Here is a 19,719-nt window from a genome sequence, read left to right as displayed (position 1 = left end):
CTTCACCTCCCGACGACACGCCGGAGCGGTGCGGAACGTGCGATCCGTTTGGCGGAAAATTTGCAGGCGGCGGCCTGTCCGGCTTATCCGGACCGATCGAATATGCCGCGACAGCTCACTTTCGTCATCAACCGCGCGACCTATCGGGTGACGCCCCGCAAGATCGACCGCCGCAAACTCTACGGCTGGACGGCCGTCGAGGCGACGGACGATGCGGGCGGTGCGTGCGAAGTGGTCAGCACCGACGAGACGGGCCGCCTGATCATTCCGCGCGGCGGCACGGCGGTCGGACTGCTCACCCCGAACGGCGAGTGGGTCGAACGCAGCGAACTGATCGCGGTAGATTCCCAGGGCAAACCCGCCGCGCTGCTGCCGTCGAGTTTCGACACGCAGATCGCCCTGCGGCGCAAGGCCGCGCCCGAACGCTACCTCGAACACAACATCACCGACTTCTATGCGCTCGAAGATGCGTCCGAAGAGCTGGTGCGGGCCGTCGGGAGCGACATCTACACCTTCGACTACTGCTATACGGCGGGCTGCGAGGGAAACCCGGCCTTCGTGCTGGCCGCCGACGGACGGCTCTTCCTGCTGGTCGGGCAGCGGCTGCGCTTCGAAATGATCGGCTACGACGAGCCGGGCTTCATCGACGAGGAGGACGAGGACGGCGACGAGGTGATGGATTTCGCCATGTTCTGAACGGGCGAAAGTTACCTTTCCGGCCTATCTCCGCAGTCCGAAAAAACCGGATAACCGCCTTTTGTTGGCAAATTATTTGCAACAATGCGCCCTGTTCGCACCCGAAGGGAGCAGGCCGTTGCGGCGCACTCCCTTGCCGGTCCGAACGGGCGGACAGTAGGTCAGGACCCTAAAAAATTGAGCAATGAACAGATTCGTTTTTGTGCTGGCGATCCTGCTGGCATCCGTGAACGCGTCGCACGCCCAGCGCTGGGCCGTGAAGAGCAACCTGCTCTACGACGCTACGGCCACCATCAACCTGGGCGTCGAAGCGGCGCTCGGCAAGCGGGTCACGCTCGATGTCTCGGGCAATTACAACCCGTGGACCTTCGGCGACGCGCGCTGGAAGCACTGGCTCGTGCAGCCCGAGGTGCGTTACTGGCTTTGCGAACGCTTCAACGGCCATTTCTTCGGGCTGCACGCCCACTATGCCGAGTACAACGTGGGCGGCATCGGATTCAACGACAACTTCCGCCACAACCGCTACCAGGGCCACCTCTACGGCGCGGGCATCTCCTACGGCTATCAGTGGCTGATCGGCAAACGGTGGAATCTGGAGGCGACCGTGGGTGTGGGCTACGCCCGCCTGTGGGACAAGAAATACCCGATCGCCGAGTGCGGCGAGGTGATCCGCACCCGCACGCGCAACTATTTCGGTCCGACGAAGATCGGCCTGACCCTCGTGTTCATCATCAAATAAACCACCGGATATGATACGCAATACGCTATACCGCTTTTTGGGTCTTATGGCCGCCTGCCTGCCGCTCGCGGCGGCGGCCTCCGACGGCGCGGGCGATCCGGCCGCCTACCGCGACGGCGACCGCCTCTTCGTCCGGCTGCCGCTGGAGCCGGGAATCGACCTGCGGGCCAACGAACAGCTGATCCTGCGCCCCGTCGTGGTGAACGGCGAGTTGCAGGAGGCGCTGCCCGCGCTGGTCTACACGGGCCGCATCCGGCAGAAGGTCAACCTGCGCCGCGAACGGCTCTACGGGACGCCCGCCGTGCCCGAAGACACTTTCGACAACGTCGTGGTGCAGCACGCCAAGCAGGCCGCGGAGCAGGGCGTCCTCTACGAAGGCGACATACCTTACCAGCCGTGGATGGCGGGCGGCCGGGTGATGGTCTACCGCGAGATGGAGGGGTGCGCCGGCAGCCGCTGGAGCCTTGCGCCGCTGGTCGCCGCCCGCATCGCCGCCCCCGTGCGGCCGCAGCTGTCGTTCCTCATCCCCGCGGAAGAGGACGTCAAGCGGCGCAGCGAGCAGATTACGGCGGTCGTGCACTTCCCGCAGGGGCGTTCGGTGCTGCTGCGCGGCTTCGGCGACAACCGCCGCCAGCTCGCGCGCATCGACAGCCTCACGGCCCGGCTGACGGGCAGCGACAGCCTCTGGGTCGACAGCATTTTCCTCAAGGGATACGCCTCGCCCGAGGACACCTACGCCTTCAATACGCGCCTGTCGGCCAACCGCGCCCGCTCGATCCGCAACTACCTGCGCGACAAGTACGGCATCTCCGAATCCGCGTTCACGCTGGCCAACGTTCCCGAGGACTGGGACAGCCTGCGCCGCTGGGTGGTCGTTTCCGACCTGCCCGCGCGCGACGACGTGCTCGCGGTGATCGACACCATTCCAGATCCGGATGCCCGCGATGCCGCCATTTGGCGGATCGACGGCGGACGAACCTACCTCAAGCTGCTGCACGATGTCTACCCGCAGCTGCGGCGCGTGGATTACCGCATCGGCTACACACTGCCCGCGTATACGCTCGCCGAGAGCCGCGAGGTGGTCTACACGCACCCCGAGTGGCTGGGCGTGGGCGAACTGTGCCGGCTGGCGGCGAGCTACCCGCCCGATTCGCCCGAACGGGCCTATGTCTGCGCCGTGGCGGTCGAATATTACCCCGACGATGCGTGTGCCTGCAACAACATGGCTATGCTGGCCCTGTGCCGCGGCGACGTGCAGACGGCCCGCATGTACCTCTCCCGCTGCGCCGACGATGTGCGCGTGCAGAACAACCTGGGCGTGCTGTGCCTGGTCGAGGGCGACCAGGAGCGGGCCGGGTACTGCTTCGCCGTGGCGGCGGAGAACGGTTCGTCGGAGGCCGTCTACAACCTCGCGCACTGGGGCGAACTCGATCCGCAGTTTTAGTAATAAATCTTTATCCAATTACTTATGACCATGAAAAAGATCTACCGATTACTTGCATTTGCAACCCTCGCAGCCGTCGTAACGGGCTGCGCCAACGAGGAGGAGAACGACGGCGCTGCGGTTGCGGCGTCGGGCAACGTGGAATTCGTTACCCGCACGCCGCAGCCGGCTTCGGCCCGCGGTCCGGTCTATACCGCCGATGAATTCCGCATCCTCGCCTTCCGCGACGCCGGTTCGGGCTATGTCTACCAGCAGGAGATTCCCCTTGCAGGCATGACCTTCACGCAGACGACCCTCAAGGGTTCGGCCCAGTTGCCCGCCGGGGTGTACAAGTTCCTGCCCTCGTATGGGTTAGTGACGCCGGGCAACTACGCCTGGCCCGATCTGACGAACGCCGCGCTGTCGGACGCGCTCTACGTGACCCACACGCAGGGGAGCTTCCCTGCGGTCTTCATGCTCAATGAGAAGCTCGACGACGTTCCCGCCTACACCGTCTCGCTCGACGGTCCGAAGCAGACGGTCAGCGCCACGTTGCGCCGCGCCGTCTCGCGCGTGGACGTGCTCTTCATCCGTGCGGAGAAGGACCCCGCCACGGGAGCGTATAAGGAGGTTGCGGGCGACGACGTGTTCGGTCCCGAGAAGCTCGCTTCGGCCCGGTTCTCCTATACGGACGCCAACAGCCGCCTGGGTCTCTCGGGCGAGAAGGTCGACGGCGTGTTCGACCCCGTGCATACGGTCACGGCCTCGGACGCGGTGCTGACGATGGGTACGGGCGCTGCGACCACGGTCGGTGCTGACAAGTACGACTTCGAGAACGTGCAGCCCGCCGACATCATCTCCGGCTCGGCGCACCTGAAAGGCACGTACCTGATCCCCAACGCCGACAACGCGGCCACCGCCAAGCTGGAACTGCTGCTCACCTCGGGCGAGAACAACACGCGCACCATCATTCTTTCGCAGCCGATTCCCGTGGAGCGCAACAAGGTCACGCTGATCCGGGTCTATGTGCTGGGCGACAACGTTTTCACCACCAAGGTGGACTTCGCCGTCGAGGTCGACACCGCCTGGGACGGTTCGAACTTCGTGGACGAAGAGATCGACTGATAAACTCTTAAAACGACCGGACCATGAACTATCGGATTATCACCGGATTTGTCCTGGCGGCCGCCGCTTTCGCGGCCTGCTCGGAGCGGGAGGGGGATGCGTCTCCCTCCCCGGCTCCGGACGGGACCTCGACGCGCGTCGAGCTGCTTGGCGAGGGGATCGGGAACGGGACGGTCTATGCCTTTCGCCGGCAGGACGACCGATTCCTGTTCGACACCCTTTTCCGCGCGGGCTGGAACCCGCAGGGGAGCCGCTCGGTGCGCATGCGCCGGGGCGACTACCGCTTCCTGTTCGCCAGCGGCGAGGGCGAGAACCTCTCGCTGACCCCCGCGTCGCTCACCCGGGCGACGACGTGGGAAGAGGCGGCGTTCGCCCTGCGTGCGGACGATGCGGCGGCGGGAGTGTGCTTCCCGGCCGACGAACTTTTTCTGCAATTCCCCGCCGCCGATGCGGAGCGCATCTATACGGTCGGCAGCTCGAACGTGAGCGTCTCGGCCCGCCTGACGCGTGCCGTCTCCCAGATCGGGGTCACCCTCAAACGGGGTTACCGCGACGGGGCGGGGTATGTCGAGGTCCCCTATACCGCGCCGCACTCGGTGCTCGATGAGATCGAGCGCGTCGATTTGACGGTTAGCGGAGCGGGCCGTAGCGTGCGGCCCGACGGATACGCCGGGACGGCCGCGGTCAGCGCGTCGCTGGCGACGGCCGACTATACGGAGCTTACCGAACAGGGATTCGTCCGGCTCGACGGGCCGTTCATCCTCCCGGCTGCCGACGGCGCTCCGGTGGCGCTGACCCTTGCGGTCACGCCAGCCGCCGGGTCGGCGCTTCAACCGGTTGAAGTGACGCTGGAGGGGCTGGCGGAGCGTAACAAGCGTCTCGACGTGACGCTCTGGATAACGTCCGGCTATCCCGTGGTCGGGGTGGAGATACGCACGATGCCGATCGGTCAGGAACAGAACGGCGACGAGGGCATTTGGGAATAATACGGAATTGCGATGAAACGAAAAGCGATCAATCGGATATGCGCCGCGCTGGCGCTGCTGCTTGCGGCGACGGCGTGCAGCCGGGACGACGGCGGGGAGTGCCTGCCGTGTCAAACGGGCCGGACCGTGGACGTGCGGCTGGCCGAAGCGCTCCCCAAAGGACTTTCGACGCCGCTCTGGGCTTTCCGGCGGGAAGCGGGGTCCGGGCAGGGGTATGTGCTCGACCGTGTTTTCGCCGCGGTTGCCGACGGCCAGACGCTCAAGCTGCCGCTGGAGGGGCTGCAAAAGTACGACTACCGGCTGCTGATGGTGGCCCAGCCCGCCGACGCGGCGTGGCTGACGGTCTCGACGGCGGACGGAGCGCCCCTGGCGCCGGGCGATGCGTGGGAGACAGTGCGCCTTGCGAGTGCTTCGGGCGCGGCGGCGTCGGACGGCTACTGCGGCTTTACCGATGTGAGCGGCGCACAGCTGCTCGCGGAGGGGAGCGTGCGCCTGACGCTTACGCGCGTGGCCGGGCAGCTGCTTTTCGACATTTTCCGCACCGCCGGAACGCTCGAAAAGCCCGAAGGGGTGGTCTCGGACGAGGTGGCGTCGGTCATCGACCGCGTATCGGCCATCGAGATCGAGTATGCGAACCCCACCGCCTCGCTGCGCTTCGATGCGGACGGAGTGCTGATTCCCGCCTCCTACGCCGCGCAGCCGCTCCGGCGGACCGTGCGGCCCGAGCTGGTCGATTTCCGGGTTTCGCTGCCGCAGGCCGACAAGGGGCTGGACGTCTACGATGCAGCCTTGCGCGGCAGTCTGCGCCTTGCGGGCGACTTCCTGCTGCCGTCCGATGCCAAGCTGCGCGTCAGGATGGTCTTCACCTATTACGACACGCTGCCCCTCTGCGGCAACGGCCACACGGGGGCACACGACGCATCGTGCTACGGGCAGCGGCAGCTGACGCTCAGCCTGCCGGCCCCCGACGCGCCCGCGGGGCTTCCCGTCGCTTCGGACTTCTTCACGCGCAACCGCATCGGGCTGCGCTGCGACCGGATCATCGACGTCCCCGTTTCGGGAGGCATGACGGCGGATTTCGACTGGTTATGAACAGGTAAAATCGGATGGTTATGAAAAATCTTTACCTCTTGTTGGCGGGGGCGCTTCTGCTGACGGCAGGCTGTTCCGAAAGGGAACCGGGCCTGTCGCCGACCGCTGCGGCACGCGCCGCAGCGGTGGAATTCCGCCTGGAAGCCGATCTCGACACGGAAACGACGCTCGAACCCATGACGCGCGCCGGGACCGTCCGGGAGATGATGTCGAACCAGTGCCGCATGCTCGTCCTCAGACGGGATGCGCAGCGGTGGATCGTGGATACGACGCTTACCCAACGGATCGATACGACCGTCGGCATCTTCAACGAACTTATCGTCACGGACCGGCTTCCGTCCACCGGCTTTCGCCTCGAAATGCAGCCGGGCGACTACCGGATCGTGGCGGTTCTCAACGGGGACCGCGCCGTCTGGAACGAGGAGCTGCTGCCGGGGGTGACGGTCGCCGACGGGGCGAATCCGTCGACCGTGCCGCCGCTGGTCGTTTACCGGGTGTCGGACCACGTGGCCAATCCCGGCTACCGGATGCTCAACCGGGAGATTTTCGTGGCCGTCAGCGACTTCACGGTCCCCAAGAGCGGCGACCTGCACGGGGAGCCGATGCCGCCCGTTACGTTGCAGGCCGTCCGCCGGGTGGGCAAGATGCGGCTGATGCTCAAAAACCGGCCCTCACCCGACGAGGAGTTCAACTTTATCGGCACGGCCTACACCTTCCGCATGGTGCTCCGCGCCACGGAACGCCCCTTTGTGCTGGGGGTCGACGCGCTGGGCGATGCCTACTACGGCGACGAGCCGTTATACGAGCTGCCGTGGAGCCTTTCGACCATCGGCGACTTCCAGCCGGCGGGCAGCGGCTCCTACCTCACGTGCAATCACAACTCCACGGTCTTTTCGCCGTTCCTGTTCACCGACCCGAAGGTCGACTTGCTGCCTTTCGAGGTGACCAATCTCATCATCCTTGGATACAGCGGCGGACCCCGCTACCACGCCGAGCAGTCCTATCCGCTAACGCTCGCCGCGAGCCGCATCAGCGGTCTGGTCTTTCAGACTACCGACCGCATCGGGGGTTCCTCGTGGCAGCTGGATATCGCCGTCGAACAGTCTTTCGACGACGAGGGAGAGCCGGAGGATCCGGTGAAGCTCTTCGACGCGTTCTTCGAATGGAACGTCAACTAATAATACACGAAGCCATGAAACGATTTTTCCATACGCCGCTTGTGCTCGGCTGCCTGCTCTGCGCCGTGTCGTGCATCGATGACGATCTCGATCCCTGTCCGACGGACGGGGGCGCGCTGGCGGTCACGCTGCGGGTCGAGAAGTTCCGCGCCCGGCCGCCCTACGCGCCCGAGGAGCTGGAGGAGGACTTCGCGCAGCGCGTTCAGGCGCTCGACTACCTGCTCTATGCCGACGGACGGCTGATCGAACAGGGATCGATTGCCGATTTGCAGCCTGCCGGACGCGACGCTTACCTCTTCCGCCGCGAGACGCTTCCTTTCGGCACGTACCGGTTCGCCGTGGCGGCCAACGCTGCGCCGGAGGGGATGAGCGGGTCGACCGCGGCCCCGGAGCGGCTCTACTTCGTCTACCGGGGCGCCGCAGACGACGATTACTTCCGCGGCGATGTCACCTTCGAGGTGACGTGCCCCTGCCGCAACGAGTTCGAGACCGTCCTGCAGCGCGTACACGGCGTGACGCGCTTCCGCTTCGAGAACCTGCCCGCCGAGGTCGCCTCGGTGGAGGTCTCGCTGGACAACGTGGGGCGGCGCATGCCGCTCGCCGGGGAGCCGGACACGGAGTGCACCGTCACGCGGCGCGTCGATGCGGCGGAGCTGGCGCGCAGCAAGGGGGCGTTCGTGGTCGGAACCTTCCCGACGCTGCCGGGCCGGAAAACCGCATGGCGGCTCAGGCTCTTCGACGCTGGGGGCGCGACGCCCCTCTACGACCGGGTGGTGACCGACACGCTGACCGTCGAGCGTAATCAGCTCCGCGAACTGGCGGTCCGCTTCCGCGAGAGCGGGATCGAGTTCTCGGTCGAGGTCGATCCGACGTGGGACGGTTCGAACGACGGCGGCGGGGACGTCACGATCTCCAGCCTCGGCCGTCCGGAGGTGGAATGACGGTTTACGACGATAAGCTACGGCCTCTGCACGGTTACGAGGAGGGGCGCGCCGAGGCGGTCGACGCGCAGACCTCCGAACGGGCGCTTACCTATAAAAATCAGTTTCTCAAGCGGTTCATCCCCATCGACCAGCGCCAGATCGGGCGCCGGCTGACGGGCGACCGCTTTTATGTGACCCGCAAGTACGACGGCGAGTACGCCATGATCGTGCACGACGGGTCGCAGACCGTGACGATCAACCGCTCGGGCCGTGTCCGGCGCGGCATCCCTTGCATCGCGGAGGCCGGGCGGCTGTTGGAGGCCGCGGGGGTGGGCGAAGCGATGCTCGGGGCGGAGATCTACGTCGACAGGGGCAACCGCCGCGGCCGGGTGAACGACCTCTTGGCGGCGCTGGCCGACCCCAAGCGGATCGGCGATCTGCGGCTGGCGGTTTACGACATCGTATCGTGGAACGGCAAGCCGTGGCGGGCGAACTACACGGAGACGTGGAAGCGGCTGCACGAAGTGCTGCGCGCGGGCGAGCGGGTCCGCGTGGTGGACATGGAGGTGGTCACCACGGCGGAGCAGGTGGCGGAACTTTATGAGAAATGGGTCGTGCGCGAACGCTCCGAGGGGCTGGTCGTGCGCAGCGACCTCCCGTTCGTCTTCAAGATCAAGCCGCGCCACTCGATCGACGCCGTGGTCATCGGGTTCTCGGAGGGGATCGGGACCGAGCGGGGGCAGGTGCGCTCGCTGCTGCTGGCGCTGATGCCTGCGCCGGGGCGCTATCAGGTGATGGGGCGCGTGGGCAGCGGACTCATCGAGGAGGTGCGCGAACTGCTCTTCGACCGTCTCTCGCAGCAGGTCATCCCCTCCGATTTCGTCGAAACCGACGCCAATCTGGTCGCCTTCCGCATGGTGCGCCCCGAGGCGGTGGTCGAGGTAACGGTGGGCGACCTGTTGTACGAGACCGAGGCGGGTCCGAAGATGAACCCCCTGCTGGAGATCGTGAACGGAGTCTACCGCATCGCCGGAACGGTCGCCGGGGCCAAGTTCATCGCCCCGGTCTTCGTGCGCATCCGCACCGACAAGAGAGCCGACGCGGGGGACGTGCGGCTCGAGCAGATCGAACGCTTCGCCCTGCAGGAGGCGTCGGAGCGCATCGTCGAAGCGCCGCCGCCCGCCCCGCTGGCGAAGAGCCGCCTGCTCTTCCGCGAAGTCTATCTCAAGACGGTCGGCGAGAAGACGATGGTGCAGAAATACATGGTCTGGAAGACGAACAAGGAGCAGTCGGGCGACTTCCCGGCCTACGTGCTCTACGTGATGAACTACTCGCCGCAGCGGATGGAGCCGTTCCAGCGGGATGTGGACGTGTCGGACAGCGCCGACCAGATCCGTTCCCTGCTCCGGCGTGCGCTGGAGAAGAACCTGAAGAGCGGCTGGCGCAAGGTCGCTTCGCTCACCGACCGTGCGGCGGAAGAACCGTCGGCGAAGAGGGTCCCGCCGGGAGATGCCGCGCAGGAAACGGTCCCGGCCCAAAAGCGGGCGTCCCGAACCCGGAAACCCGCAGCGCCTCACGCAAAGAGCGCCCCGAAAGGGGGAGCGGCCGCGCCGGAAAAGGGTTCGGCGCCGAAACGCAGAACCGCCGTGCCGGAAGAGAATCCGTCCCCGAAGCGGACCGCAGCATCCGAAAAGCGGGCGGCGCCGAAGCGGACCCGGGTCAAGGTCGAAAGTTGATGCTATTTGCGCGGCAGGGTGACCACCATGCGCGTGCCGCCCGTCCAGGAGGCGTCGATCCGCACATCGCCGCCCAGGTGGCGGGCGATCAGCCGGCAGAGGTATAGCCCCAGCCCGTTGCCGGGGCGAAACGTGTCGAGTTTGGTGAACCGCTCGAAAACGCGCTCGTGCTCCGCGGGCGGAATGCCGCAGCCCGTGTCGGTCACCGCGATGAAGACCCGCTCGTCGCCGGCGCGGCCGCACGCGATCTCCACCCAGCCCTTCTCGGTGAACTTGCAGGCGTTGTCCAGCAGCTTCGCAAGGAGCATCCCCAGGTATTTTTCGCTGACGACCAGTCCGATCTCCTCTGCGGGGATAATCTCCTTGTAGCGCAGCCCCGCCTTGGGGCTGCGTACCTTCATTCCGCGCACCAGCGTGCGGCAGAAGGCGCAGAGGTCCATGTAGTGCCCGGGCAGCGGCTGCGTGAGGTTCTCCAGATGGGCCGTTTCGAGCATGTCGTCGAAGATGTAGCGCAGCTGCCGGCGGTTTTCGCGGATGATCCCGCAATACTCGCCGTGCGTTTCGCGCGTCACGTCGTCGCCGCACAGCAGTTCGGAGAACCCCGCCACGCAGTTGAGCGGCGTGCGGACCTCGTGGCAGATCGAATTGATGAAGGCGGTCTTCTTCTGCTCGCTTTCGCGGACCCGCTGCACCTCTTGCAGGAGCTTCCGCTGAAGCCGCCGGGTGCGGCGTTTCGCCGTTTCGATGAATACCACGCCCAGGATGGCCGCTGCCAGGAGCAGCGACAGGGCGATCAGGGTAGTCTTGTGCTGACGGGCTTTCAGCAGCGCCTCGTCCAGCGCCAGGCGGTCGAGTTCGTAGGAGGCCTGCATCTCGCGCACCGCGCCGTTCTGCGAAAGCAGACGCAGCGAATCGCTCACCTTGATGGCCCTTTCGTAAGCCGTGCACGCCTCCGCCTCCCGGTGCAGCAGGTGCAGCAGCTCCGCCCGGTCCTTGTAGCAGCGCCAGATGCGCACGTCGCGCTCGGGGGCGCTTTCGATCAGGCGGATGACGGAGTCGCAGGCGGCCAGCGCTTCGGCGTAACGCCCGCTCTCGAGCGAGCGGCGGTATGCGTCGCGGTAGTTGCGCGCCCGGGCCAGAAAGAGGCGGTTTTCGTGCAGGGTGGGGATGAAGTTGCTCGGCAGGAAGAGGTGCATGCCCGGCGTGCCGCCGAACTCGTTGTCGCCTTCGGGACGCAGCGGCTGCGCCTCCGTGCGTGCGAAGGCGAGGAGCGCGAGCAGAAGCAGCGCGGCGGGGAGCGGGGTATGGGTGCGGAGGATCATGGGCGGGCGGGGACGGTGAAGATGAAACGGGCGCCCGGCGCGTAGCTTTCGTCGAGACGGATCGAGCCTGAGAGGTGGTCGGCGATCAGGCGGCAGAGCGCCAGGCTCAGCCCGTAGGAGGCGTTCGGGTTCTCGTCGAACGGCCGGAATATCCGCTCGCGCTGCTCGGGCGGAACGCCCGGCCCCGTGTCGGAAACCATGACGCGGAGTTCGCCCGTGTCGGCGAGCAGTTCGTAACGCAGCACGACCGCGCCCTGCCGGGTGTACTTGCCGGCGTTGTCCAGCAGGGCGCGGACCACGAACGAGAAGTATTTGGCGTGCGTGCGGACGATGCACTCGCTTCCGGGCGCTTCGATCCGGTATTCGACGGCCGGGTTGGGCCGCATGCGCGAGGCGGCGAGCACCTCGGCGCGGCACACCTCGTCGATGTCGGTGCGTTCGAGCACCAGCTCTTCGGTCAGGCTGTCCAGATTGGCCGCCTCGAGCAGGTTGTCGAGCGTCGAGAGCAGGACGCGCGTGCTGGTATGAATCTCCTCCAGCAGCGCGCCGCACTCCGGAGCGCCGATGCCGGCCACCATCAGCTGCCGGGTCTTGCGGTCGAGCGCTTCGAGCGGCGGTTCGACCCCGCGGCAGATCGTGTCCAGGAAGGTCGACTTCATGTGTTCGCTCTCCTGTGCCTTGCGGCTCATGCGCTGAATGCGGAGCTGGAGTTTGCGGCTGTTGCGCAGCGTACGGTAGAGGTAGCCCGCGGTGGCGAGCAGCAGGAGGCCCAGTGCCGTGAAGGCGACGATGGCCGTGGTGCGGTTGCGGATCACCTCCTGCGTGTCGGAGAGGAGCCGGCGGTCCAGCTCCTGCCGCTGACGGATGGTTTCCAGTCGTTCGGCGCGCTCGGCCCCGAGGATCGAGTCCTGGACGCGGCTGGTGCGCCGGTAGCTCTCCGCGGCGGCGGGGTAGTCGCCCGAGCGGTAGAGCAGGCGGCTGCGGTCGCGGTAGACCTTTTGGATCTTGTGGGGGTTGGTGCGGAAATACCCCTGCCCGCTCTCGATCAGCCGCACCAGCGAATCGTTGTATTTCAGCGCGCGGTCGTAGTCGTCGATCATCCCGTGCCAGAGGTATCCCAGCTCGTAGAGGTAGGTCTTGTTGCGCACCAGGTCCTCGTCCCGGGCCGCGAGCATGCGGTTGCGGAAGTCGTCGAAATGCTTCTGTACCAGATCCCTGCGGCCGATGTTCATCGCGCAGAGCAGCAGTTGCTGGTAGGGTCTCACGTAGCTGTTGTCCGCATAGAGGTAGGGTCGTCGTCCCGATTGGCGCTCCCGGGCATAGTAGGCGTCCAGCAGGGCGATGTGTTCGTCGGTGAGGGCGGCCTGTTTGTCGTAGTCCCGCGCCTGGTTGTAACCGCCGCTGAGCAGGTAGTAGACCAGCTCGGCATAGAGTCGGCGCACGAAAAGCTGCGGCATCTGCCGCGTCAGGTCGTAGGCCTGCTCCCAGATGGGGATCTGCCGCTGGTAGATCCTTTCGGCGCGGAGGCGGAAGTAGTCGATCAGCAGTCGGGCGTAGCCCCGGACCAGCAACGACTTCGTTTGCCGGTAGATGTCGGGCGGCAGCGCGTCGAGGCTGTCGCACCAGCGCAGCGCGTCGTCAGCCTGCTGCAGGGCGCGCTCCCGGTTGGTTTCGCTGCTCAGACGCTGATAGGCGATGTTCATCTCCGCGTAATCGGCCATCCCCTCCTCGGGCGTCCCGGGCGTGAGGCGGTGCAGCGTGCGGACGTAGTAGCGCACCGAATCCTCCTTCTCGGCATAGGCCGCATAGCGGCTGATGACCGGAACGACGGCCACCGACATGGCGTAGGTGTCGCCCGCGTCGGCGGCCTTGCGGAACAGGCGGATCGAGTAGGGGAGGTTGAGACCCGTGTCCTCGTTCAAATCCTTCAGATCGAGCAGCAGGCGGAGGCGCTCCGCGGGATCGGCCGTCCGGGCGAGCACCCGCTGCAGACTGTCGCTCGACGGACGCGCGGCCTGCGCGGCGAAGGCCGTCAGGAGCAGCAGTGCGAGGAGTGTCGGTCGGAGTCGCATCGGATCGGTTACGGGGTTCGTGGCGCTAAATTAATGAAAAAAACGGACCGGACAATATTCCGGTCCGTTCTTAGATTGTCCCTGCCTTAGGTTTACGCATTGTCCCGGTGAAGGTACTGATCCAGATACATCTTCAGCTCGCGGGGCATGACGGGTTTGGTGATGAACCCGTTGCAGCCCGCCTCCTCGGCGATGCGGCGGTCGGTGTCGAAGGCGTAGGCCGTCTGCATGATCACGGGCAGCGTGGCGTTGTGCCGGCGAATCTCCTTCAACGCTTCGATTCCGTCCATCACGGGCATTTTGATATCCATCAGCACGGCGTCCGGATGCGCCGAGAAAGCGTAATCGACGGCTTCGCGGCCGTTCTTGGCCCAAAGCAGGTCGTACTCCTTCTTGAGGATGATCTCCAGCAGCTTGTAGTTGCTTTCGACATCTTCTGCTATGAGAATCAGCGGTTTGTGGGGCATGGAGGTGCTATCGGTCATTGCGTGTGCGTTCTCTGAGGGTAAGTTTCCGACAAATATAACCATTTTTTCGCAATAAGCGGGTTCGCTCAGCGATAAAAAGTTCCCTGCCAGCGGGCCGTGTTGCCCGCGGCGTCGGTGGCCGTGAGCGTGGCAGTATGGCGGCTGCGGGCGGGCGGCGTGTCGAAGCGGTGAGAGAGCGTGCTCTGCATGGGGTAGCGGTCGCAGGGGACCCAGCGCCCGTCGATATGAAGCGTCCAGGCGACGATTCCCGCGAAATTGTCCGCCACGCGGAAGCGCAGTTCGGCGGCTCGCGTGAGGTCGGCCCCTTCCGCGAAGCGGGGCCGGATCACGGGCGGCAGGGTGTCGGCCACCGCCACGAGCCACCCCGTGGTGCGGGTACGGGCCGTCACGGCCTCGCCGTCGAAAGAGCCGCCGACGTAGCGCAGTCCTTTGGCGGGGTTCCACGACGCGAGGGCGGCGCGCAGCCGCAGGTCGCGGGGCACGTCCGCGCGGACGGAGACGGTGGCCGGGGTGCGCAGGGGCGTCGTTGCATCGAGGATGCGCACGGCGGGCGAGAGGACGACCAGCCCCGAGTCGGCCCGGGGCGCGGGAATGCTCTCCGGGCGGCAGAAGAGGGATTCGTAGAGCGCTCCGGCAGGAATATGGGCCGTCACGAGGCAGCCCAGCGCCACGTCGCTCTCGCGGTCGGGGCGCAGCACGACGGCTGTGGTGTCGGCTTGGGCGCGGAACGCTCCCTCGCGGCCTGCGATGTCGAACTCCAGCGCCGAAAGGTTTCCGCTGTCGTCTTCGGCCTCGATGCGGATGCGCCGCCGCTCGCCCGCTTCGGTGCGGATTAGGCCCCGCTCGCGCATCAGGGGGTAGAATGCGTCGGGCGCTCCGGCCAACTGCGCCAGACGGATCGCCTCGTTGCGCGAGGCGAGTTGCAGCGGGTAACAGCTCACGGCGTCGCAGCAGCGCGAAAGCGCGTGCGTGAAGCCGTCCATGCGGTATTCGAAGCGCGGTTCGCCGTCGAGCGAAACCCGCACGCGCCAGACGCCGAACGTGTTGTGCACGTCGTTGCGGCGGTCGGTGACCTCGGCCACGAAGTACCCCCTGCGGCCTACGGGCAGCGGCTCTTCGCGCGTGAGGCGGTAGTGCCCCTCCGCCGTGCGGACCACGGCGTAGCTCTCCGGAGCGGAGCGCAGACAGACCCCCTGCACGGTGTCGACCTCGACGTAGTGGAGCCTTACGATGCGGGGCGGCAGGTCGTCCTTGGGGCGGATGATGCCCTCGCGGACCACGTTGCGCAGCCGTCCCGTGCCCGCCTCGCGCAGTTCGAAGTGGAGGTGCGGACCCATCGACGCGCCGCTGTTGCCCGAGAAGCCGATCACCTCGCCCCGCCGTACGGGCCAGCGTTCGGGACCGAACGAAAGGTCGAGCGCGTTCGAGCGGAGCCGGTAGCGCTCCGTGCGGACTTCCTCCTCCAGATCGCTGCGGTAGCGTTGCAGGTGACCGTAGACGGCCGTCGTGCCGTCGGAGAGGGTGAGGTAGAGGGCGCGGCCGTAGCCGTAGGCCGAGACGGCGATGCGCGAGATGTACCCGTCGGCCACCGCGACGAGCGGCTTGCCCTCCGCGCCGTCGGTCTTGATGTCGACGCCGCCGTGGAAGTGGCCCGGGCGCATCTCGCCGAAGTTGGCCGAGCAGAGTCCCGAAACGCCCACCACGGGGTAGGCGTAACCGAGCGTGTCGGGTTGTTGTGCAAGGGAGAAGCCTGTAACGGCCAGCGAGAGGCCGAATGTCAGAAGAAGTCGTCGCATGAATCGGTGTCGGGGTTCAGCGCCGAGGCCGTCTCCAGCACCGACGCATAGTCGTATCCGAGCGAAAGCCCGTAACGGATCAGTTTGGTTTTCAATTCGTAGGGGGTGGCGTAACGCACCGTGCGCGCCTTGCGTTCGAGCGCCTGCCGCAGCCGTTGGGCCATCTCGGGACCCTCGGCCTGCGCGAGCGCTTCGTCGATCGTGGCCGGGGCGATCCCCTTGCGGGCGAGCGCCGCGCGGATTTTGTAAGCGCCCCAGCCGCTCAGCCGCAGCTTTTCGCGCACGAAAGCCTCGGCATAGCGCCGGTCGTCGATAAAGCGGTCGCCGACCAGCCGCGCCAGCACCGCCTCCGCATCGCTTTGCGCGAGGCCCCAGCCGCGCATCAGCCGCCGCGCGTCGCCCGCCGACCGTTCGGCCCGGGCGCAGAGCCGCATCAGCGCCGCAAGGGCCTGGTCTGGCGTCTTGGACCGTTTGCCGGCCGGACCGGATCGATAGCCCTCGGGGGCATTGGTGCGCTTGGCTGCCGGGCCGTCCGATCGGCAGCCCCGGGGAGCATTGGTCCGTTGGCCGGTGGGGCTGTCCGTTCGCTGATCCGGTCCGCTTTCCCGTTTTTCGGGGGCGGCCGGCTGTTTTACTTCAGGCGACTGCATAGCATGCGGGGTTTGCCGAAGAGGTCTTCGCGCACCTCCGGGGCGGTGTAACCCTCCGCCCGGAGCATTTCGCCCATTGCGTCGGCGTGGAGGTGATAGATTTCGAAATAGAGCCGTCCTCCGGGCCGGAGCATTAGCCGTCCGGCGCGGGCGATGGCGCGGTAGAAGCGCAGCGGATCGTCGTCGGGGACCAGCAGCGCCTCGTGCGGCTCGTGGTCACGCACGTTGGGGTGCATCGTAGCAAGGTCGCGCCGGGGCACGTAGGGCGGGTTGGAGACGATGGCGTCGAACGGTCCCGGAAAGACCTCCGCCAGATCGTGCAGGGCATCGGCCCGGCGCAGGTCGACGTCGGCGCCGAGCGCGCGGAAATTTTCGGCGGCGACCGCCAGCGCGGCGTCGGACAGTTCGGCGGCGGCCACCGCGGCGGGCAGTTCGAGCGCCAGCGTGGCGGCGATGCAGCCGCTGCCCGTACCCACGTCGAGCAGCGCGCCGCCCGCCCGCTCGTCACGCACGACCCAGGCAGCCAGCTCCTCGGTCTCGGGACGCGGGATCAGCACCCCCTCGCGGACGGCGAAGCGCCGCCCGAGGAACTCCGCGATGCCCGTGACGTACTGCACGGGCCGTCCTGCGGCCAGCTGGGCGACCGCCTCGTCCAGCGCCGCAATCTCCAGCTCCGCACGCGGATCGGTGAGGAAGGCCGCCGCCGGAAGTCCCGACAGCTCCGAAGCGGCCAGCAGCGCGATGCTGCGGGCCTCCCGCTCGCCGTAGAGCGGCACGAGGGGCCGGGCGATGCGGCGGAGTATTTCGCTGCGCGCGGCCATCAGCGGATGAAGTTGGCCAGCGCGATGGCGACGGCCGCTTCGACCACCACCGCACCGCGCAGGGCCACGCAGACGTCGTGGCGGCCCTTGATGCGCAGCGGTTCGACGCGGTCCGTGGCCAGGTTGTAGGTCTGCTGCGGACGTCCGATGCTGGCCGTGGGTTTCACGGCGGCGCGGACGACGAGTTCGTTGCCGTTGGTCAGGCCGCCGTTGATGCCGCCGGCGTTGTTCGTGCGCGTGGTCCCCTTGAAGTCGAGGATGCAGTCGTTGTTCTGCGAGCCGCGCAGGCGCGAACCTGCGAAGCCGCTGCCGAACTCGACCCCCTTGACGGCCGGGATGGCGAACAGGAGGTGGGCGATCATGCTCTCGGCCGAGTCGAAGAAGGGCTGTCCCAGTCCGGCGGGAACTCCCTGTGCGCGGCACTCGACCACGCCGCCCACCGAATCCTCCTCGGCAGCGGCCTGGCGGAGCACCTCTTCGAAGCGCGCGGGGTCCGTGCAGCCGCCGATCTCCGCAAGACGGGTCGAAAAGCTCACGCCCGAGGGCAGCATCTTCTTCGCCACGACGCCCGCGGCGGTCAGGGCCACGGTCAGCCGGGCCGAGAAGTGGCCCCCGCCGCGCGGGTCGTTGAAGCCCGTGAAGCGGTGGTAGGCCACCATGTCCGAGTGGGAGGGACGGTAGTGGCGCGTGACGGTGGCGTAATCCTGCGAATGAACGTCGGTATTGACGAACTCGATGGCGATCGGGGCGCCCGTGGTCGTGCCGTTGTATACGCCCGACATGAGCTGCGGCCGGTCGGGCTCGTGGCGCGGGGTGGTCCCCGGCGCACCGCTGCGTCGGCGTGCGAGGTCGTGCTCGAAATCCTGTTCGGTGAGCGGAATGCCCGCCGGTACGCCGTCCAGCACGATGCCGATCTGCGGCCCGTGCGACTCTCCCCAGATGGAGAGCCGGAAGATGTTTCCGAATTGGTTCATGCGTTATCTGATTTTGATCTTTTCCAGCTCTTCGAAGAACGCCGGGTAGCTCTTGGCCACGCACGCGGCGTCCTCGATCACCACGTCGCTCTCGCTGCGCAGCGCGGCCACGGCCAGCGACATGGCCATGCGGTGGTCGCCGTGGCTCGAAACCCGCCCGCCGCGGATCTTCCCGCCGCGGATGCGCATCACGTCCTGCTCGGGCGTGTCGACCTCGATGCCCAGGCGGCCGTACTCCTCGCGGATGGCCTCGGCGCGGTCGCACTCCTTGTGCGTGAGCCGCGACGTGCCGCGCAGGATGCTCTCGCCCTCGGCCGCGGCGGCCAGCGCCGCCAGCGCAGGGAAGAGGTCCGGGCAGTGGGTGGCGTCGAACTCGAAAGCCCGCAGGGGGCGCGCCGCGGCGGTCACCTGCCGTTCGTCGCTCGTCACGGCCGCTCCGGCGCGCACGAGGGCCGTGCAGATGGCCGTGTCGGCCTGCCGCGAGAGCATGCCGACGTTGCGCACGGTCACCTCGCCCGCCGTGGCTCCGGCCACCAGCAGCATGGCGGCGGCGCTCCAGTCGCCCTCGATGTCGAAAAAGGCGGGGCGGTAGTGCTGCCGTCCGGGGATGTAGAACTCGGCGTAGTCGCGCTGGAAGATCTCCACGCCGAAGCGCGCGGCCGTGTCGAGGGTCATATCTAAATAAGGTGTAGAGACGGCGCGGTCGACATGGAGCGTCGAATCCGCGGCCGCCCGCGGCAGCGCGAGCAGCAGCCCGGTGATGAACTGCGAGGAGAGCGATCCGTCGATCCGCGCCTCGCCGCCCCGCAGCGGGCCGCACACCTCGATGGGGAGAAATCCGTCGTTGTCCTCCACGCGGGCGCCCAGCTGCCGCAGCGGTTCGGCCATCATGCCCATCGGGCGGCCGAGCAGCGAACCCTCGCCCTCGATGCGCATCGGGGCGGAGTGGAGCGCGGCGACGGGGGTGAACAGGCGCGTCGAGAGGCCCGATTCGCCCACGTGCAGCACGCGGCCCGCGGGCCGCAGTCCGCCCTCGATCGAGAGCGTCGCGTCGCCCATGCGCGTGACGTGGGCCCCGAGCGTTTCGATGCAGCGCAGCGCCGAGCGCGTGTCGTCGCAGAACTCCACGTTGCGCAGCACGGAGACCCCCTCCGCCAGCAGGGCGGCGGCCAGCGCGCGCTGGGCGTAACTCTTCGAACAGGGCGGCGTCAGCGCGCCCCGGACGCGGCCGGGTGAAACCGTTCTATCCATGCTTTATGTCGCTTTCCATTCGTTTCCTTTCAAGGGCGATCCCCGCTTCGGGCGGGGATTTTCGGGGTGGGGCGGGGCTGCGGCATCCTGCCGCTTCCCGCGCAAATCGTTTCATGCGATGCCCCGCGCGACGGAGAACTTCTCCCGCGTCGGTCGGCAACGGCTGCCGTGGGTGTCGGTTCAGGGGGTTTCCGGCGTCTTGCGGTTTTTCATCTCCTGCGTGAGCTGGTGACTCTTCTTCAGCTCGAAGTGCTGGCCCAGGTAGACCTTGCGCACCATCGGGTCGGCGGCCAGCTCTTCGGCCGTACCGGTCTTGAGGATTTTACCCTCGTAGAGCAGGTAGGTGCGGTCGGTGATGGCCAGCGTCTCGTCGACGTTGTGGTCGGTGATGATCACGCCGATATTCTTGTGCTTGAGCGTGGCGACGATCGACTGGATGTCCTCCAC

At 66.9% G+C, this 19,719-nt stretch carries 17 protein-coding genes and 1 pseudogene; 9 read left to right on the top strand and 9 right to left on the bottom strand.

Features of this window, described 5'->3' with window-relative positions:
• Nucleotides 1–102: 102 nt before the first annotated feature.
• From ACMO9O_RS08190 to ACMO9O_RS08150, 9 genes are all read left to right on the top strand, one after another.
• The gene (locus ACMO9O_RS08190) at nt 103–696 is read left to right on the top strand and encodes a hypothetical protein (RefSeq protein ID WP_418983378.1); all 594 of its coding nucleotides are present in this window, start codon (nt 103–105) and stop codon (nt 694–696) included.
• Nucleotides 697–880: 184 nt separating this feature from the next.
• On the top strand, nt 881–1,435 hold the full coding sequence (locus tag ACMO9O_RS08185) for a DUF3575 domain-containing protein (protein ID WP_418983377.1): 555 nt from the start codon (nt 881–883) through the stop codon (nt 1,433–1,435).
• A 10-nt stretch (nt 1,436–1,445) separates the two neighbouring features.
• Nucleotides 1,446–2,879, top strand: coding sequence for a hypothetical protein (locus ACMO9O_RS08180; protein WP_418983376.1), 1,434 nt, complete (start codon nt 1,446–1,448; stop codon nt 2,877–2,879).
• A gap of 30 nt (nt 2,880–2,909) precedes the next feature.
• Complete coding sequence (locus ACMO9O_RS08175) at nt 2,910–3,983, top strand: hypothetical protein (RefSeq protein ID WP_418983375.1); 1,074 nt, start codon at nt 2,910–2,912, stop codon at nt 3,981–3,983.
• A gap of 23 nt (nt 3,984–4,006) precedes the next feature.
• Entirely contained in the window at nt 4,007–4,969 is a 963-nt protein-coding gene (locus ACMO9O_RS08170) for a hypothetical protein (RefSeq protein ID WP_418983374.1), read from the top strand.
• A gap of 12 nt (nt 4,970–4,981) precedes the next feature.
• The gene (locus tag ACMO9O_RS08165; protein ID WP_418983373.1) at nt 4,982–6,061 is read left to right on the top strand and encodes a DUF5031 domain-containing protein; all 1,080 of its coding nucleotides are present in this window, start codon (nt 4,982–4,984) and stop codon (nt 6,059–6,061) included.
• Nucleotides 6,062–6,081: 20 nt separating this feature from the next.
• Nucleotides 6,082–7,239 (top strand): hypothetical protein, encoded by a 1,158-nt coding sequence (locus tag ACMO9O_RS08160; protein ID WP_418983372.1) that lies wholly within the window; start codon nt 6,082–6,084, stop codon nt 7,237–7,239.
• A gap of 14 nt (nt 7,240–7,253) precedes the next feature.
• Complete coding sequence (locus ACMO9O_RS08155) at nt 7,254–8,180, top strand: hypothetical protein (RefSeq protein ID WP_418983371.1); 927 nt, start codon at nt 7,254–7,256, stop codon at nt 8,178–8,180.
• Nucleotides 8,177–9,898 (top strand): hypothetical protein, encoded by a 1,722-nt coding sequence (locus ACMO9O_RS08150; RefSeq protein ID WP_418983370.1) that lies wholly within the window; start codon nt 8,177–8,179, stop codon nt 9,896–9,898. Before ACMO9O_RS08155 ends, ACMO9O_RS08150 begins: the two co-directional genes overlap by 4 nt.
• A gap of 2 nt (nt 9,899–9,900) precedes the next feature.
• Here the strand turns inward: ACMO9O_RS08150 and ACMO9O_RS08145 are convergent, their stop codons facing one another.
• The 9 genes and pseudogenes from ACMO9O_RS08145 to ACMO9O_RS08105 form a co-directional block, all read right to left on the bottom strand.
• Entirely contained in the window at nt 9,901–11,220 is a 1,320-nt protein-coding gene (locus tag ACMO9O_RS08145) for an ATP-binding protein (protein ID WP_418983369.1), read from the bottom strand.
• The gene (locus ACMO9O_RS08140; protein WP_418983368.1) at nt 11,217–13,292 is read right to left on the bottom strand and encodes a sensor histidine kinase; all 2,076 of its coding nucleotides are present in this window, start codon (nt 13,290–13,292) and stop codon (nt 11,217–11,219) included. The genes ACMO9O_RS08145 and ACMO9O_RS08140 overlap by 4 nt, the downstream gene beginning before the upstream one ends.
• A gap of 92 nt (nt 13,293–13,384) precedes the next feature.
• Nucleotides 13,385–13,777 carry a response regulator gene (locus tag ACMO9O_RS08135; RefSeq protein ID WP_418983367.1) on the bottom strand — a complete coding sequence of 131 codons (393 nt, stop codon included), beginning with the start codon at nt 13,775–13,777 and terminating at the stop codon, nt 13,385–13,387.
• 68 nt (nt 13,778–13,845) lie between these two features.
• Complete coding sequence (locus tag ACMO9O_RS08130) at nt 13,846–15,576, bottom strand: M23 family metallopeptidase (RefSeq protein WP_418983366.1); 1,731 nt, start codon at nt 15,574–15,576, stop codon at nt 13,846–13,848.
• Nucleotides 15,558–16,010: a regulatory protein RecX gene (locus ACMO9O_RS08125; RefSeq protein WP_418983365.1), complete on the bottom strand. Its 453-nt coding sequence runs from the start codon at nt 16,008–16,010 to the stop codon at nt 15,558–15,560. Before ACMO9O_RS08125 ends, ACMO9O_RS08130 begins: the two co-directional genes overlap by 19 nt.
• Nucleotides 16,011–16,207: 197 nt before the next feature.
• Entirely contained in the window at nt 16,208–17,047 is an 840-nt protein-coding gene (gene prmC / locus ACMO9O_RS08120; protein WP_418983364.1) for a peptide chain release factor N(5)-glutamine methyltransferase, read from the bottom strand.
• On the bottom strand, nt 17,047–18,021 hold the full coding sequence (locus tag ACMO9O_RS08115; protein WP_418983363.1) for a chorismate synthase: 975 nt from the start codon (nt 18,019–18,021) through the stop codon (nt 17,047–17,049). The genes prmC and ACMO9O_RS08115 overlap by 1 nt, the downstream gene beginning before the upstream one ends.
• Before the next feature lie 3 nt (nt 18,022–18,024).
• Nucleotides 18,025–19,272 (bottom strand): 3-phosphoshikimate 1-carboxyvinyltransferase, encoded by a 1,248-nt coding sequence (aroA, locus tag ACMO9O_RS08110; RefSeq protein WP_418983362.1) that lies wholly within the window; start codon nt 19,270–19,272, stop codon nt 18,025–18,027.
• Between the two features lie 180 nt (nt 19,273–19,452).
• Nucleotides 19,453–19,719, bottom strand: a pseudogene (locus ACMO9O_RS08105) (LPS export ABC transporter ATP-binding protein); the annotation flags it as partial.

Source organism: Alistipes sp., assembly GCF_048465635.1.
Classification (GTDB): Bacteria; Bacteroidota; Bacteroidia; order Bacteroidales; family Rikenellaceae; genus Alistipes.
This window is presented reverse-complemented; position numbering and strand designations above follow the sequence as displayed.

Coding starts and splice junctions, on each gene's coding strand:
- ACMO9O_RS08190 (WP_418983378.1), top strand. CDS start 103: ATGCCGCGACAGCTCACTTTCGTCATCAACCGCGCGACCTATCGGGTG.
- ACMO9O_RS08185 (WP_418983377.1), top strand. CDS start 881: ATGAACAGATTCGTTTTTGTGCTGGCGATCCTGCTGGCATCCGTGAAC.
- ACMO9O_RS08180 (WP_418983376.1), top strand. CDS start 1,446: ATGATACGCAATACGCTATACCGCTTTTTGGGTCTTATGGCCGCCTGC.
- ACMO9O_RS08175 (WP_418983375.1), top strand. CDS start 2,910: ATGAAAAAGATCTACCGATTACTTGCATTTGCAACCCTCGCAGCCGTC.
- ACMO9O_RS08170 (WP_418983374.1), top strand. CDS start 4,007: ATGAACTATCGGATTATCACCGGATTTGTCCTGGCGGCCGCCGCTTTC.
- ACMO9O_RS08165 (WP_418983373.1), top strand. CDS start 4,982: ATGAAACGAAAAGCGATCAATCGGATATGCGCCGCGCTGGCGCTGCTG.
- ACMO9O_RS08160 (WP_418983372.1), top strand. CDS start 6,082: ATGAAAAATCTTTACCTCTTGTTGGCGGGGGCGCTTCTGCTGACGGCA.
- ACMO9O_RS08155 (WP_418983371.1), top strand. CDS start 7,254: ATGAAACGATTTTTCCATACGCCGCTTGTGCTCGGCTGCCTGCTCTGC.
- ACMO9O_RS08150 (WP_418983370.1), top strand. CDS start 8,177: ATGACGGTTTACGACGATAAGCTACGGCCTCTGCACGGTTACGAGGAG.
- ACMO9O_RS08145 (WP_418983369.1), bottom strand. CDS start 11,220: ATGATCCTCCGCACCCATACCCCGCTCCCCGCCGCGCTGCTTCTGCTC.
- ACMO9O_RS08140 (WP_418983368.1), bottom strand. CDS start 13,292: ATGCGACTCCGACCGACACTCCTCGCACTGCTGCTCCTGACGGCCTTC.
- ACMO9O_RS08135 (WP_418983367.1), bottom strand. CDS start 13,777: ATGACCGATAGCACCTCCATGCCCCACAAACCGCTGATTCTCATAGCA.
- ACMO9O_RS08130 (WP_418983366.1), bottom strand. CDS start 15,576: ATGCGACGACTTCTTCTGACATTCGGCCTCTCGCTGGCCGTTACAGGC.
- ACMO9O_RS08125 (WP_418983365.1), bottom strand. CDS start 16,010: ATGCGGCTCTGCGCCCGGGCCGAACGGTCGGCGGGCGACGCGCGGCGG.
- prmC (WP_418983364.1), bottom strand. CDS start 17,047: ATGGCCGCGCGCAGCGAAATACTCCGCCGCATCGCCCGGCCCCTCGTG.
- ACMO9O_RS08115 (WP_418983363.1), bottom strand. CDS start 18,021: ATGAACCAATTCGGAAACATCTTCCGGCTCTCCATCTGGGGAGAGTCG.
- aroA (WP_418983362.1), bottom strand. CDS start 19,272: ATGGATAGAACGGTTTCACCCGGCCGCGTCCGGGGCGCGCTGACGCCG.